General features: G+C 70.4%; 12 protein-coding genes. 2 read left to right on the top strand and 10 right to left on the bottom strand.

All coding sequences use genetic code 11. The features are described from left to right. Positions 1-72: 72 nt before the first annotated feature. The 3 genes from E3U26_RS09250 to glpK all read right to left on the bottom strand — a co-directional run bounded on the left by E3U26_RS09250 (position 73) and on the right by glpK (position 5656). The gene (locus E3U26_RS09250) at positions 73-2853 is read right to left on the bottom strand and encodes a patatin-like protein (protein WP_243786307.1); all 2781 of its coding nucleotides are present in this window, start codon (positions 2851-2853) and stop codon (positions 73-75) included. 188 nt (positions 2854-3041) lie between these two features. After that, on the bottom strand, positions 3042-4175 hold the full coding sequence (locus E3U26_RS09245; RefSeq protein ID WP_276243198.1) for an iron-containing alcohol dehydrogenase: 1134 nt from the start codon (positions 4173-4175) through the stop codon (positions 3042-3044). Continuing rightward, a complete protein-coding gene (glpK, locus tag E3U26_RS09240; protein WP_275600383.1) occupies positions 4172-5656 on the bottom strand; it encodes a glycerol kinase GlpK in 1485 nt (494 codons plus the stop codon). The genes E3U26_RS09245 and glpK overlap by 4 nt, the downstream gene beginning before the upstream one ends. Before the next feature lie 186 nt (positions 5657-5842). On the opposite strand from glpK, the gene E3U26_RS09235 reads away from it, so the two are divergent. Further along, complete coding sequence (locus E3U26_RS09235) at positions 5843-6628, top strand: DeoR/GlpR family DNA-binding transcription regulator (protein ID WP_072461456.1); 786 nt, start codon at positions 5843-5845, stop codon at positions 6626-6628. A 276-nt stretch (positions 6629-6904) separates the two neighbouring features. Here E3U26_RS09235 and E3U26_RS09230 read toward each other — a convergent pair whose 3' ends face one another. From E3U26_RS09230 to E3U26_RS09220, 3 genes are read right to left on the bottom strand one after another with little or no spacing between them, the layout of a single operon-like run. After that, on the bottom strand, positions 6905-7645 hold the full coding sequence (locus E3U26_RS09230) for a hypothetical protein (protein ID WP_116223131.1): 741 nt from the start codon (positions 7643-7645) through the stop codon (positions 6905-6907). 30 nt (positions 7646-7675) lie between these two features. Next, positions 7676-9073 (bottom strand): TolC family outer membrane protein, encoded by a 1398-nt coding sequence (locus E3U26_RS09225; RefSeq protein WP_116223132.1) that lies wholly within the window; start codon positions 9071-9073, stop codon positions 7676-7678. A 22-nt stretch (positions 9074-9095) separates the two neighbouring features. Continuing rightward, on the bottom strand, positions 9096-9749 hold the full coding sequence (locus E3U26_RS09220) for a protein-L-isoaspartate O-methyltransferase family protein (protein ID WP_072461349.1): 654 nt from the start codon (positions 9747-9749) through the stop codon (positions 9096-9098). 113 nt (positions 9750-9862) lie between these two features. Between E3U26_RS09220 and E3U26_RS09215 the strand changes: the two genes are divergently transcribed. Next, on the top strand, positions 9863-10558 hold the full coding sequence (locus tag E3U26_RS09215; RefSeq protein WP_243786206.1) for a fumarylacetoacetate hydrolase family protein: 696 nt from the start codon (positions 9863-9865) through the stop codon (positions 10556-10558). A gap of 1 nt (position 10559) precedes the next feature. Here the strand turns inward: E3U26_RS09215 and E3U26_RS09210 are convergent, their stop codons facing one another. From E3U26_RS09210 to E3U26_RS09195, 4 genes are all read right to left on the bottom strand, one after another. Next, a complete protein-coding gene (locus E3U26_RS09210; RefSeq protein ID WP_214273390.1) occupies positions 10560-10979 on the bottom strand; it encodes a PaaI family thioesterase in 420 nt (139 codons plus the stop codon). 64 nt (positions 10980-11043) lie between these two features. Then, a complete protein-coding gene (locus E3U26_RS09205; RefSeq protein WP_214273391.1) occupies positions 11044-11397 on the bottom strand; it encodes a hypothetical protein in 354 nt (117 codons plus the stop codon). A gap of 95 nt (positions 11398-11492) precedes the next feature. Continuing rightward, a complete protein-coding gene (gene selD / locus E3U26_RS09200) occupies positions 11493-12536 on the bottom strand; it encodes a selenide, water dikinase SelD (RefSeq protein ID WP_243786205.1) in 1044 nt (347 codons plus the stop codon). Next, the gene (locus E3U26_RS09195) at positions 12533-15631 is read right to left on the bottom strand and encodes an efflux RND transporter permease subunit (RefSeq protein WP_243786204.1); all 3099 of its coding nucleotides are present in this window, start codon (positions 15629-15631) and stop codon (positions 12533-12535) included. Before E3U26_RS09195 ends, selD begins: the two co-directional genes overlap by 4 nt.

The following is a 15631-nucleotide window of genomic DNA, read 5'->3' as shown; positions in this document are numbered from 1 at the left end:
GCGCGACGCAAAGCCTGGGCGTTATTGCGACAAGGCGAGGTCGGTTTGCGACGGGGGCCGTCGCGGGCCGCGTCAGCCGAACAGGCGATCTGCGACAGTCGCCAGCCCCACCCCCATCAGCGCCAGCGCGACGAGGATCGCCGGCCAGCGCAGCGCCCGCGGCAGGCTGTCGCGGCCGCGCAGCCAGCGGCCGAAGCCGTAGAGCAGAAGCCAGGCCGCGACCGCGACCGCCAGCAGCAGCCAGCCGATCCGGGCCGCCGCCGGCCCCAGCCAGGGCGAAAGCAGCACCACCAGACCCCCCGCCAGCACGGCCAGGAACAGCATCTTGTCCGCCAGCATCCGCCAGTAACTGCCGGGCATGGCGAAACGCGCAAAGCCCGAGATCAGCCCGCCCCCGGCCCGCAGCGCCGTGGCCGCCCGGCTGCCGAAAAGACGCAGGATGCCGTCGTCGGGCAGGTCGTCGATCATGCGCGACAGGATCGCCATGCTGCGGCTGCTCCAGCCCGCGATCTCGGGCGGGCGCGGGCCGAGGGGCTTGAGATCCTTGTAATGTGCGCCGAAACGCCGCAGGTCCAGCTCGGCCGCGTCCTTGACCCCCAGCGCCTGGGCGGCCGTCTCCTCGAAGGCGTCCTCGTCGATGCGGGCATCGCGCAGCTTGGCCTTGAGCAGCGCCAGCCGCCGGGCCTGGCCCGCCTCTTCGCCATATTCCTCGCGCAGGATCTGGTTCTGCATCTCTTGCACCCAGGCGCTGCGCTCGGCCTCGGGGCGGTCGGACATCAGCGCGGCGACGATGCGCTCGGCCCCGTCCAGCCGGCCCCAGAGGATGTCATGCTCGCGCCAGTCGCGGTTCAGGAAACCGCCGAAGGCACCAACGGCGATGCCCGCCAGCTTGCCGGGCCGCGGGTTCAGCCCGCTGTCGGCGGGGCTGACGCGGAATACCTCGACCTGCGAATGCTCCTGAAGCTCGGACCCTTCGAGGAAGGGATAGGTCATCACGTCATGCCAGTGGAAATCGTCATAGACATCCAGCAGCGGCTGCAATTCGGGCGCGGCCAGCTCGGCGCGGATGCGGGCGCTGCTGGCGTCGAAGGCGGCGCGCATGTCCTGCCCCAGCCGCGCCAGCGCCTTGTCCACCAGCGCCCTGATCTCCGTGCTGCGATAGATCTCGCGCGCCTTGCGATAGCGCTGGTCGAGCGTGGCAAGCTTCATCACCGCGCTGTATTCGGCCGAGATCAGCCCATCCAGCCGGCCGATCTCGGCGCCGGCCAGCAGGGCCTGGGCCTGGCTGCTGGCGGGGCGGGCCAGGCGGCGCAATTCGGCCAGCTCCTGCTCGATCCGGTCACGCAGGGACGCCAGAAGGTCGGGCGGCAGGTGCAGCGCCACCTCCTCGCCCTGGATGCGTTCGCGCCGGTCCAGCGCCTCGTCGAGATGGGCGCGCAGGTGGATCAGCCGCCGCAGCCGGAAATCCAGGTCATGGCGGGACAGGAAGGCGTTCTCGGTCTCGCGCCCCTCGGCGTGATAGGCGCTGAAATTGTCGTCGCGCCAGGCACGCAGGATCTGGCGCAGATACAGCGCCACGTCCGAATCCGGCGGGTGCCCCGCCAGCCCCGCCACGATCCCCGACAGCCCGTCGGTGGTGCCATAGACCCGCAGGTGGTGATAAAGCGGGTAGTTCTGCGGGTATTGATAGGCGCCAGTCATCAGGTCGGCCAGGTCCATGCGATCCAGATCGGCCGGCTTGCGCCTTTGGCGCATCTCGCGCCCGGCGGCCTCGACCCGGTTCTGGTCCTCGCGCCAGCGGACCTGCAAGGCGCCCAGCCGTTCCAGCCGCCGGTTCATGCGGGCGATGGCGCGGATGTCGTCGCGGATCACCTCGTAGCGCGGCAGGCCGGTCAGCGCCAGCTGGGCGTTTTGCAGGAAATCCACCGGCCGGGGCGGCTGGCCGGGCGGGGGCGCCGCCTCGGGGAAGGGGTCGATGAACAGAAGCTTGCGCTCGCCCGGCAGGGTGGTCGGGCGCGAGGGGATCAGCCCGGTCGCATAGCTGAAGGGCCGGTTGTCCAGATAGCCGCCATCGGCGAACAGCCGGCCGGCATAATCCGGGTCGTGGTCGAAGAACCGGGCAAAGCCCGCATCCTGCGCCGCGGCCGGCATGTCGGCAAAGCGCATCGGCGGAAAGGCCACAGGAAAGGACGAGGTGCAGCGCGCGGCAAAGGCCAGCATGGCCTCGTTTCCGGGGCCGAAATCGTTGCGCCCCGCCCCGTCATAGGCAAAGTGGAACACCTTGCGGTGGACCCTTTCGTCCAGCCGCGCGCCGGTCAGGTGGATCGGCGCCTGGCGGCCGTGCAGGTCGGTGGCGGTGACGAACAGGTCCACCGTCTCGGCCAGCGGCCTGCCGTCGCCGGTCAGCCGGGCCAGCGTGTCGTGCAGCACCCGGAACATATGGCCGCCGTCCAGCAGCGATTCGGTCGGGCGCAGGCGGCCGGCGATGCCCTGGCGGTCGTTGAGCAACTGGCCGATGTCGGCCTTTTCCGTCCATGCCTCGCGCAGGATGTCGATGTCGCGCGCGCCCGCGACCAGCGCCTTGGCCAGCGCCACGCCGTTGATCCCGCCCGCCGAGGTGCCCGAGATGATGTCGATCACGAAGCGCTTGCGTCCGCCGCGCGGGCCGGCCAGCTCGCGCGACAGCCGGCGATAGATCAGCTCGCCCGGCGACAGCGCCTCGTCCGGCAGGTCCGAGCTGCCGCGCACCATGCGCAGCAGTTCCTGCGCGATGCCGTTCATGTAGATCGCCAGCGAGACGCCGCCGTAAAGGACGACCGCGAAGCGCACCTCACCCGTAGCCCGTTCGACCATTCCGCCCCCCAATACCGCCCGGCTGGCAGGTGACAAGAACCGTTCCGTTTCAGAACGGTAAGCGCAATCGCCCGAATTGTCTCGCGGGAATTGCAACCGTCAGTCGAGCGGCGGATCGCAAGGCGTCGCGGGCGGCATCATGCGCGGGTCCATGCCAGGCGCGCCGGAACCGGCCCATGGCCCGCCCCTCAGCCTGCCTCGCGCAAGACCTCGCACAGCTGCGGCACCGAGGGGGCGAAGGGATTGCCCTTCATCGAGGAGCTGCTGAGCGAGGCTTCGGCCACCGCCCGATGCCGGGCCGCATCCAGCCCCTGCGCGCCCAGCCCCGGCAGGCCGGCATCGCGCGCCCAGCGGGCCAGCCCCTGCGGCGCCTCGGCCGCATCGCCGCCGAATGCGCCGGCAATCTCGGTGCAGACCTCGTGGATGCGGGCGGGATCGGGGCTGTGGGCGCGGTTCATCGCCAGCACCGGCCCCAGCAGCGCGCCGCAGATCGCGCCATGCGCGGCGGGCGTCACGCCGCCGATCACGCCGGCAAGGCCGTGGACCGCGCCCAGCCCGCCATTCGCCAGCGCCATCCCGCCGCAAAGGCTGACCCAGGCCATGATGTCGCGCGCCGCCGCATCCTCGGCCTCCATCAGCCGCTTCAGGGCGCGCAGGCCCGGCAGGATCGCGGGGCGCACCAGCGCATCGGTGAAGGGCGTGGCCTTGCAGGACAGGTAGGGCTCGATCACCTGCGCCAGCGCGTCGAGGCCCGAAGCCAGCGTCACCGCGCGCGGGCAATGGTCGGTCAGCGCCGGATCGACGATGGCCAGGCGCGGCAACATGCGCTCGTCCCGGATCGAGACCTTGCGGCCATGTTCCGGCAGGCCGATCACCGCGTTCCGCGTCGCCTCGGCCCCGGTGCCGGCGGTGGTCGGCAGCGCGACAAAGGGCAAGGGCGGCGCGGCCAGCGGCAGGCCGCGGCCCACGACCTCCAGGTGATCCATGATCCCGCCCGGCGCCGGGATCAGCGCCGCCAGCGCCTTGCCCAGGTCCAGCGCCGCACCCCCGCCCAGTGCCGCGACCCAATCGGCTTGGTGGCCCTTGGCCCCGGCCAGCGCCGCCTCCAGCATCGGCAGGGTCGGCTCGGCACCGCAGGCGACGGCCATGACCTCGGCGCCCTCGGCACGCAGCGCGTCGAGCAGCCAGGCGGCACGGGCGGGGTTCGCGCCATGCACCAGCACGCCGCGCGACCCATGGGCGCGGATCAGCGCCGGGGCCTTCCGCGCCTCGCCGCGGCCAAAGACCACCCGGCCCGGCAGGGCAAAGGAAAACGCGCTCATGCCACCTCCATCGTCGCCCTGACGGCGGTTTTCCACCTTGCGTATCGGGCCTCGCGTTCGGGCGCGGGCATGGCGGGGGCGAAGCGGCGCTCCAGCGACCAGGCGCGGGCGAAAGCCTCGGGCGGCGGGCACAGCCCCGCCTGCAACCCCGCCAGGTAGCCCGCGCCAAGCGCCGTCGTCTCGGTCACCGCCGGACGGTCCACCGGCGCCCCCAGGATGTCCGAGAGAAACTGCATCGTCCAGCCGCTCGACGCCATGCCGCCGTCCACCCGCAACACCCCGCCCGCATCCGGCCAGTCCGCCCGCATCGCCTCCAGAAGGTCGCGGGTCTGGAAACCCACGCTCTCCAGCGCCGCACGCGCCAGCTCCGCCGGGCCCGAGTTCCGCGTCAGCCCGAAGACCGCCCCCCGGCACTCCGGCCGCCAATAGGGCGCCCCGAGCCCGGTGAAGGCCGGCACCAGCACCAGGTCCTGGCCGGGATCGGCCGCCTCGGCCAGCGCCTGCGTCTCGGACGCGTGCCGGATCAGCCCCAGGCCGTCGCGCAGCCATTGCACCACCGCCCCGGCGATGAAGATCGAGCCCTCCAGCGCATAGGTCGTCCGGCCCCCCAGCCGGTAGGCGATGGTCGTCAGCAGGCGGTTGCTCGAGGCCACCCGGTCCGCGCCGGTGTTCAGCAGCGCAAAGCAGCCGGTGCCATAGGTCGATTTCATCATGCCGGGCGAAAAGCAGGCCTGGCCCACCGTCGCCGCCTGCTGGTCGCCGGCCACGCCCAGGATCGGGATCTCGCGCCCGAACAGGTCGGCCCGCGTGGCGCCGTAATCGGCGGCGCAGTCCCTGACCTCGGGCAGAAGCTGCATCGGGATGTCGAAAAGCGCGCAGATATCCTCGTCCCAGCGGTTCTCGGCGATGTTGAAAAGCAGCGTGCGCGCGGCGTTGGTGGCGTCGGTGGCATGCACCCGGCCGCCGGTCAGGTTCCAGATCAGCCAGCTGTCGACGGTGCCGAAGGCCAGCTCGCCGCGCCGGGCGCGGGCGCGGGCGCCGTCGACATGGTCGAGCAGCCATTGCAGCTTGGAGCCCGAGAAATACGGGTCGAGCAGCAGCCCGGTGCGGGCGGCGACCATCGGCTCGTGCCCCTCGGCCCTGAGCCGGGCGCAGAGGTCGGCGGTGCGGCGGTCCTGCCAGACGATGGCGCGGTGCAGCGGCTGGCCGGTCCTGCGGTCCCAAAGCAGCGTGGTCTCGCGCTGGTTGGTGATGCCGATGCCGGCGATGTCGCGGGCAGGGATCCCGGCCTTCTCGACCGCGGCCCGCGCCACGCCGGCCACGCTGACCCACAGGTCCGAGGGGTCGTGCTCGACCCAGCCCGAGGCCGGGTAGTGCTGCGGGAATTCGTGCTGCGCCGAGGCGATCGGACGCAAACCAGCGTCGAAGACCATCGCCCGAGACGACGTCGTCCCCTGGTCGATCGAAAGAAGATGGGGCATCGGCGGCCTGCTGTCGTCGGGGTGATGCACAGGCTGCACCGCGGCACCCGGCCGGTCAAGCGGCTTTCGTTTCCGGGCGGATCGCCGCGATCCGAACATCGACGCCGGTTCCCCGCCCTGCAAGGAACGCTTGCGCGCGAAGCCGGATCGCATAGAGTGATCGCCATCCAGCCGATGGAGAGCCCGGTGGCGCTCAGCATACGCCAGAACGAGATCCTCGAACTTGCCCGCGCCGAGGGGCGGGTGCTGGTCGAGGACCTGGCGCAACGCTTCGACGTGACCTTGCAGACCATCCGCCGCGACCTGGGCGAGATGGCGGGGGCGGGCCTTCTGGACCGCGTGCATGGCGGGGCGGTGCCGCGCGCCGGCGCGGTCAACCTGGGCTATGAGGCCCGGCGGCGCATGAATGCCGAGGCCAAGGCCGCCATCGGCGCGGCCTGCGCGGCGGAAATTCCCGACAATTGCAGCCTGATCCTGAACCTGGGCACCACGACCGAGGCGGTGGCCCGCGCCCTGATCCATCATTCCAACATCACCGTCATCACCAACAACATGAATGTCGCCAATATCCTGCTGGCCAATCCGGGCTGCGAGATCATGGTGACGGGCGGCACGCTGCGGCGCTCGGACGGCGGGCTGGTGGGGGAACTCACCACCCAGTTCTTCGAGCAGTTCAAGGTGGATTACGCGGTCATCGGCACCTCGGCGCTGGACCATGACGGCGACCTGCTGGACTTCGACCTGGCCGAGGTGCGGGTCAGCCGCGCCATCCTGCGCCAGGCGCGCCGCGCCTTCCTGGTCACCGACCATTCCAAGATCGGCCGCCCCGCGCCGGCCCGCATCGCCAGCCTGTCCGAACTGGATGCGATCTTCACCGACCAGCCCCTGCCCCAGGACCTGCACCGGCGCTGCACGGAATGGCACACCGAAGTGCGGCTCTGCCCCCCGGCCGGCCAGATCGCGGACACCTGACCCCCTTGGGCCAGCCCGGCACGAATGGCCGACCAGCGCCGCGGATGACCGGAGTCGCCGATCCGAACCGGACCCTCCGGCGGTTGCGCGTGGCGATGAACCGGCCTCGCAGCCCGGATGATGCCCTAGCGGCCGCCCCTTCCGCCGGGTTCGGGCGAAAGGGCCGGCATCCTTCGAAACCGGCCGGATCGAAGCGCAAGGCCCAGGTGCAGGTCGGGACAGGCCCCTTTCTGCACTACGGCCCGGCCGCGGGAACCTGTCGGCGGGACGGCCGGCTCAATCCTCTTCGCACATCTGCCGCAGCGCCAGTTCGATCTCGTGACGGATCATCTGTTGCAGGTTGCGGCTGAGACGGTTGCCGATCTCGCCCTGAAGCTCCTGCCGGATCGCCTCGCGGATCATGCCGCGCAGGTGGGTGCCCTTTTGCGCATCCTTGTCCTGGGGCGCGAAAAGATGCGGCTCGCCGGTGTCGCGGGCCAAGGCTTCGGCCGCCTGCGCCTCGGCAGCCGGGTTGATAGGGGTCACGGAAGCATTCGCATGCAGCATGGTTTCCTCCATTTGCAGGATGGTGGTGGTCGGCGCCTCGGGCGAAGGGCCGGGGGGTTGGATGGTGGCTTCGATGTCGGCATGATCCGCCGCGGCTTCGGCGGCATCCACCCGCCCTGCCCGTGCCTCGGGCGCGGCAGGTTCCTCGGCCGGCGGCATGCGCAGCCAGTCGCCGAATATCCGCGGCTCCGGCGGAACGCCGGCTTGCGGGTCATTCACGGGCTCGGCCGCGACCAGGATACTGCTGTCCAGCACCAAGGGGGTGATTCGCGCCGAGGATGCCGGTCGGGGCAGCGGCGCAGTCTGCGCCGGCGGCGCCTCGTCCTGGGCCGGCGGCGCGTTCAGCGCCTGGTCCGGGATGCGGCAGCCCGCCCCATCCTGGGCGATGAGCCGGCGGATCGAGGCCAGCACGTCGCCGACATTGTCCGAGCCGGGGCCCGGCGCCGGTTGGCGCATCACCTCATGCTGCATGATGCGCCCCCCGGATCGAGGGCGGCGGCGTCAGTCCCTGCCGAGCGCGCGCAAGACGCGGTCGAGGCTTTCGCCCTGCCTGCTGGTAAAGGGTGCGTCCTGCACCGCATTATAATAGGCTGATGGGTCATAGGTCGGTATCCCCAGTTTCAGGTTTTCCACCGTCAACAGACCCATAGCAGCCAGAAGTTGATAATGTGCTAATTGCAGATTGGCCTCGGCCGAGATTTTGTTCGCCCGCGCCTCGAGCAGCAATTGTTCGGCGTCCAGCACGTCCAGCGTCGTGCGCGCGCCCAGCGTCGCCTCTTCGCGCACGCCTTCGTAGGCCTGCTGCGCGGCGACGATCTGCTCGTCGATGGCACCGATCTGCGCCCGTGCCACGTCGATTCCCGCCCAGGACCGGCCGACCGCCTCGTCGACCTGGCGCGAAACCTGAAGCAGCCCGGCCCGCGCCTCGTCCCGCCGCGCCATCGCCTTGCGATGGGCCGAGGGCAGCCGCCCGCCGGAATAGATCGTCTGCGACAGGCTGAGCGAGGCGCCCAGCGTGTTGCGGGTCGATTCCTGCTGGCTTTGAAGCGACAGTTCGCGCGACCGGCCGATGCTGGCCTGGCCGGTCAGCGTCGGGTTGCGCTCGGCCGCGGCGGCGGCGACGCCCAGCTCGGCGGCGGCGGCCAGGCGCTGCGCCTGCAGGATCGCCGGGTGGCTGCGCTGGCCGATCTGCCGCGCCGCCTCGAGCGAGGCGGGCAGCGCCGGGGTGGGCGGCGGCGGCGCAAGCTGGCCCGGCGCCCGGCCGGTCGCGGCGCGATAGACCTCGCGCGCGACCTCCAGGTTGCCGCGGGCGGCCGCAAGGCTGGCGCGCGCCGCGGCCAGGGCGGCATCGGCCTGCGAGACGTCGGTCTGGGTGATCTCGCCCACTTCGAAACGGTCCGAGGCGGCCTGCTGTTCCTGCCCGATCACGCGCACGGAATTGGCTTGCAGATCAACCTGTTCGGTGGCGCTGCGCACATCCAGATAGGCCTGGACCGCGCCCAGCAGAACGTCCTGTTCGACGCCGACCAGCGCGGCGCGGGTGGCCAGCACGGTTTCCTTGGCGGCGTCGATGGCGATGGCGTTGCGGCCCCAATCGTAAAGCGTGATCTGGGCCTGCAGCCCGATGCCGGTCGAGCGGCCGATGGCCAGGCCGTTGATCTTCTGGAAACTATGCTCGGCGATCCATTGCACGACCGGGCGCAGCTGGGCCAGGGCGGTGGCCGCGTCCTCATCGGCGGCGCGCAGCACGGCGCGGTTCTGTTCCAGAAGCGCCGAGTGGCGATAGGCCGCGACCATGGCATCGGCCAGCGATTCGGCCCCGGCGGGGGCGGCCGTCGCGCCCGCAAGCAGGGCTGCGATCAGCGGACGCCGCAGGTTTTTCAGCGTTTTGCGAAACATGCCATGGCCTTTCCTGTCGGCATCACAAGACGAAACCCCGCGGACGCGCAAAGCCCGGCAGCAGCGGAGCGGTGGCATGGAAGCCGAAGCGCCAGTTCAACCGCCCATCCAGCTTGTGGCCGATGCGGACGGTGCCCAGGTTGCCCTCGCGGAACATGGCGACGATGCGGCCGCCCTCGCGCAATTGATCGGCCAGCGCCTCGGGCACCTGCTCGACCGCGCCCTCGATCAGGATGGCGTCATAGGGGGCCTGGCTGGCGCAGCCCTCGGCCAGCGCGCCCTGGACCACGGCGACGTTGAACACGTCCTGCGCGGCAAGCCGGCTTTCCGCCTCGGCGGCCATGGCGGCGTCCTCCTCGAGCGCGACGACGGCCTCGGCGATGCGGGCCATGACGGCGGCGGAATAGCCGTAGCCGCAGCCGACATCCAGCACCAGGTCGCCGTTCTGCAGGTCCAGCACATCCATCATCTTGCCCAGCGTCCGCGGCTCCAGCAGCACGCGGCCGGGGGCAAGGTCGATATTGTTGCCGACATAGGCCACGTCTCGGCGCGATTCGGGAACGAACTGCTCGCGCGGGACGTTCAGCATCGCCTCGATCACGGGATAGCTGGTCACTTCGTTCGGACGCACCTGAGTGTCGACCATCATGGTGCGGCGCTGCGCGAAATCGGTCATGTATGCGAACCCTGCATTCGGTTGGCTTTACGCTCTCTTGCCACGAAAATCCGGTGCGGGCAACGGCGCCGGCGTTCTTGCCGCGACGCCGCCGCCGTGGCAGGGTCGCGGGCATGAGCGAATATCTGTTTCCCCCGCCGCCGCCCGCCGCGCTGTCGGTCCTGGGGCAGGACGTGCGATTCCCCGTGAACCGCATTTTCTGCGTCGGGCGCAACTATGCCGCCCATGCCGCCGAGATGGGGGCCGAGGTGGACCGCGAGGCGCCGTTCTATTTCCTGAAATCCGCCCATGCGGTGCGACAAAGTGGCGCGACCCTGCCCTATCCGCCCGGCACGCGCGACCTGCATCACGAAGTCGAGCTGGTCGTGGCCATCGGCGCCCCCGCCTTCCGCATCGCGCCGGCGCAGGCGATGGCGGCGGTCTGGGGCTATGGCACCGGCCTCGACATGACGCGGCGGGACTTGCAGGGCCGGGCCAAGGACAAGCGCCATCCCTGGGATCTGGGCAAGAATTTCGAGGGCGCGGCCGTATTCTCGGCCCTGACCCCGGCGCGGGACTTCGCCCCGGCGGCGCAGCGCATCCGGCTGGAGGTGAACGGCACGCTGCGGCAAGATGCGCCGATCTGCGACATGGTCTGGTCCATCCCGGAACTGGTCGCGGACCTGTCGCAATACTATCACCTCGCGCCGGGCGACCTGATCATGACCGGCACCCCGGCCGGGGTCGGCGCCGTCGCGGAAGGCGACCGGCTGGCCGGCAGGGTCGAGGGGCTGGCCGAGGTCGAGCTGACCATCGGCGCGGCGGAATAGCTCAGCCGGGCTCCTTCCATGCCAGCACCAGCTGGGTCTGGATCACCACGGCGGCCAGCTTGCCGTCGCCGCGCCGGATGTCGGTCTGCCAGATCATCGTGGTCCGGCCCAGGTGCAGCGGCCGGGGCCGGGCCTCGGCCACGTCGCCCAGGCGAATCGGGCGCAGGAAATTCGTCTTGCTTTCCAGCGTGGTGGTGGCGGCGCCCTCGGCCAGGCGCAACTGGGTGGCGGTGCCGGCGGCGTGATCGGCCAGGCTCATGATCGCGCCGCCATGCAGCACGCCGTTGCGATTGGTCAGGGTCCGCGTCACCGGCATGCGCAGCACGACCTCGTCGAGCGTGGCGGCCACGACCTCCATCTCCAGCGATTCGGAATAGGGCGAATGCGCCTCGATGGTGGCAGAACTCCGGTCGTCGGTCATCGCGGTCCCCCTTTTTTGCCCGCATCTTCCGCGGCAAGGGGGGCAGCGTCAATCGCCCGCCGTATCAGCAGGCCGGCACCGGCTCGGGCCGGCCGGCAAGGTCGAGGCCGCGGGCGGTGGGCGGCTGCCAGGTCCGGGTGGCGGCATCCGCACCCGAAGGATTGGTGCCGATCATCGACCCGCCGGTGCCGCCCGTCCAGCCGGTCGAGCCCGAGTTCTCGGGCGCGGTGCCGTCGGCCGAGGCGGTCTCGGGCGTCGCCGGCTCGGCCTGGGCCGCGGCGGGCGGGCATTCGCCGGCAGCGGCGGTCTGTGCCGGCTTTTGCGCCTCGGCAGGGGCGGTCTGGGCCGAAAGCGGCGCGGCCAGGCAGGCCAGCGCCACGCTCAGCACGGCGATACGGGACAGGGAAATCTGCGACATGGGCTGCATCCTCCTGCGCCCCAACGCCGGCCACGGCACCGGGTTCCCCGCCGCCCGCCGCTTCTTCGTTGTCCAAATACCCAAGAATCCCGGCGCTATTCGACCGAGATGCCGGCGACCCCCTGCTCGGCATGCCCGACCACGGCCGCCAGCGGGAAGCCCGCGCCGCGGATGAAATCCAGCACCTGGCCAGCGGCCCCAGGCGCGCAGGCGACCAAGAGCCCGCCCGAGGTCTGCGGATCGGTCAGCAGCGCCCGCTGCCAGGGGGCAAGGCCCTCGGGCAATTCGACCTCGGCGCCATAGGCAGCCCAGTTCCGGGTCGAGGCGCCGGTGACGAAACCCGCCTCGGCCAGTTCCGCCGCCCGCGACAACAGCGGCAATTCCGCCAGCCTCAGCCGCAGCCGCAGCCCGGCGCCCCGCGCGATCTCCAGCCCGTGGCCGAGGATGCCGAAGCCGGTCACGTCGGTGATGGCATGGACATCGCCGCGCTTGGCCAGGTCGGCGCCGATGCGGTTCAGCGTGGTGGCCGAGGCGACCATCTCGGCCACGCCGGCCTCGTCCAGCGCGCCCTTCTTGATCGCGGCGGAATAGATGCCGACGCCCAGCCCCTTGGTCAGGATCAGCGCGTCGCCCGGCCGCGCATCGGCATTGCGCCGCAGCTCGGAGGGATGGCAGAGCCCGACCACCGCCAGACCATAGATCGGCTCGGGCGCGTCGATGGAATGGCCGCCCGCCACCGGAATCCCGGCCTGGTGGCAGATCTCGCGCCCGCCTTCCAGGATCTCGCGGATCTGCGACGGCGCCAGCTTGTCGATGGGCATGCCCAGGATGGCCAGCGCCATGATCGGCCGCCCGCCCATGGCATAGATGTCGGAAATCGCATTGGTCGCGGCGATGCGGCCGAAGGCGTGCGGATCGTCCACCATGGGCATGAAGAAATCGGTGGTGGCGATGACGCAGGTATCGTCGTCCACCTGCCAGACCGCGGCGTCGTCCGAGGTCTCGGTCCCGACCAGCAGCTGCGGGAACGCCTGCGCCATCGGCTGGTCGGCCAGCAATTCGCGCAGGACCGAGGGCGCCAGCTTGCAGCCGCAGCCGCCGCCATGCGCCAGCGAGGTCAGTCGGGGAAGGTCGTTCATGTCCGGGCTCTCCTGTCGGTCAGCCGGCGCACGGTAACGTAGAACGCCGGCACCATGAAGATGCCAAGGAAGGTCGCCGCGATCATCCCGCCCATAACCCCGATGCCGATCGAGTTCTGCGCCGCCGCCCCCGCGCCGGTGGCGATGGCCAGGGGCAGAACGCCCAGGATGAAGGCCAGCGAGGTCATCAGGATCGGCCGCAGCCGCAGCCGCGCGGCCTCGATGGCGGCCGCGACGGTGGCGCGGCCGGATTGTTCCAGGTCGCGGGCGAATTCGACGATCAGGATGGCGTTCTTGGCCGCCAGGCCGATGGTGGTCAGGATGCCGACCTTGAAATAGACGTCGTTGGCCTGGCCGAAGGTCAGCGCCGCCACCACCGCGCCCAGAACCCCCACCGGCACCGCCAGCATGACCGAGAACGGCACCGACCAGCTTTCGTAAAGCGCCGCCAGCGACAGGAACACCACCAGCGCCGACAGCGCGAACAGCCAAGGCGCCTGGTTGCCCGATTGCCGCTCCTGATAGGACAGGCCCGTCCATGCGGCGGCATAGTTGCCGGGCAGGCCGGCGATCAGTTCCTCCATCGCCGCCATGGCCTGGCCGGAACTGGCGCCCGGCGCCGGCTCGCCCTCCATCTCGATGGCGTCGATGCCGTCGATCCGCGCCAGCGAGGGCTCGACCGGCTCCCAGCGGGTCGACATGAAGGCGGTGAAGGGCACCATCTCGCCGCCCGCGTTGCGGGCATACCAGCTGTCCACGTCCTCGGGCTGCATCCGGTTCGCCGCCGCGCCCTGCACGATGACCGGCCTGAGCTGCGCCCCCAGGGCAAAGTCGTTGACCTCGGTCCCGGCGAAGATGGTCGAAAGCATGGCGTTCACGCCCGACAGGCTGACGCCCAGGCTTTCCGCCTTCTGCTGGTCGATGTCGATGCGCAACGCCGCCTCGTCCTCGGTGCCCGAGCTTTCGACATTGGTCAGCCGCGGGTCTTCGTTCGCCCGCTGCTCAAGCAGCTCGGCCGCCTCTGTCCGCGCCTCGATGCCGCCGCCCGCCTGGTCGGTCAGATACATGGTGAAGCCGGCCGAGTTGCCCAGCCGCGGGATCGCCGGCGGCTGCATGAAGAAGATGCGCCCGGCCCGGTGCCCCGAGAAATGCGCGTTCGCGCGCCGCGCCACCGCCGAGGCGGACAGCTCGGCCTTCTGCCGCAGGTCGAAGTCGCGCAGCTTGACGAAGATCATCGCCCGGTTCTGCGAGGTGCCGCCGAAGCCGAAGCCCATGGCGACAAAGACCGATTCCACCGCGTCCTTTTCCTCGGTCCGCATGTATTCCTCGATCTCCTGCACCACGGCGGCGGTCTGCTGCGCGGTCGAGCCCTGGGTCAGGGTGATGCGCGATTGCAGCACGCCCTGGTCCTCGCCGGGGATGAAGGTCGTGTCCAGGCGGCCGAACAGGTCGATGGCGCCATAGCTGATCGCACCCAGCACCAGCATGACCAGCATCGGCCGGCGCAGGGTGCGGCGCACGCTGGCGGAATAGCCGCGCGTCACCCGGTCGAAGCCGGCGTTGAACCAGCGCGCGGGCGCAAAGCGCGCCGGGCCGTGGCTTTGCCGCAGAAGGCTCGCGCACATCGCCGGCGTCAGGATCAGCGCCACCAGCAGCGACAGCACCATGGCGGTGATGATCGTGACCGAGAACTGGCGATAGATCACCCCGGTCGAACCGGGCATGAACCCCATGGGCAGGAACACCGCCGACAGCACCAGCGCGATGCCGATCAGCGCGCCGCTGATCTGGCCCATGCTCTTTTCCGTGGCCTCGACGGGGCCCAGCCCCTCCTCCTCCATCACCCGCTCGACGTTCTCGACCACGACGATGGCGTCGTCGACCAGAAGGCCGATGGCCAGCACCATCGCGAACATGGTCAGCGTGTTCACCGAATATCCCAGCGCCCCCAGCATGCCGAAGGTGCCCAGCAGCACGACGGGGATGGCGATGATCGGGATCAGCGTCGCCCGCCAGTTCTGCAGGAAGACCAGGATGACCAGGAACACCAGCCCGATGGCCTCGATCAGCGTGTGATAGACCTTCTCGATCGACAGCTCGACGAAGGGCGCGGTGTCATAGGCGATATGCACCTCGACCCCTTCGGGCAGGGCGTTCTTCAGCCCCTCCAGCGTGGCACGCACCGCGCTCGCCGTCTCGACCGCATTGGCGCCGGTGGCCAGGTTCACCGCAAAGCCCGAGGCGTTCATGCCGTTGAAGCGCGAATCGCGCCCATAGCGGGTCTGGCCGATCTCGACCTCGGCCACGTCGCCCAGCCGCACGGTGGCGCCGTCCTCGCCGGTCTTCAGCAGGATGTTGCGGAAATCCTCGACCGAGGTCAGCTGGCTCTGCGCGGTGATGTTGGCGGTGAACTGCTGGCCCGCCACCACCGGCTGCTCCCCCAGCGCGCCGACCGAGACGGTGCTGTTCTGCTGCGCGACGGCGGTGGTCAGGTCCGTGGGCGTCAGCTGGAACTGCGCCAGCCGCAGCGGGTCCATCCAGATCCGCATGGCATAGCCCGAGCCGAAGACATTGACCCCGCCCACCCCCTCGGTGCGCTTGACCGGCCCCTCGACCACCTGCTCCAGCAGGTTGCCCAGCTCGATGGTGGAATGCTGCCCGGTGGTCGAGACCAGCGAGCCGACCATCAGGATCGACGAGGACGAGCGCGTGACCGAGACGCCGTCGTTCTGCACCGGCGTCGGCAGCCGGCTTTCGACCGAGCGGACCTTGGACTGCACCTCGTTCAGCGCATCGACCGGGTCCACGCTGTCGTCGAAGACCATCTCGATCACGCTGCGCCCGGTCGAGGCCGAGGAGATGGTATAGAGCAGCCCGTCGAGCCCGGTCAGCGCGTCCTCGATCGGCGTCGTGACCGAGTTCTGCACCGCCCGCGCCGTCGCCCCGGAATAGTTGGCGGTGATGCGGATCGTGGTCGGCGCGATGTCGGGATATTGCGAGACCGGCAGGTTGATCAGCGACCAGGTGCCGATCAGCATGGTCACGATGGCCAGCACCCAGGCAAAGACCGGGCGGTGAATGAAGAAACGTGCCAT

The organism is Paracoccus ferrooxidans, from assembly GCF_029909815.1.
Taxonomy (GTDB): domain Bacteria; phylum Pseudomonadota; class Alphaproteobacteria; order Rhodobacterales; family Rhodobacteraceae; genus Paracoccus; species Paracoccus versutus.
Note: the sequence above shows the minus strand (reverse complement) of the source record. Positions and strands in the feature narration are given on the sequence as shown.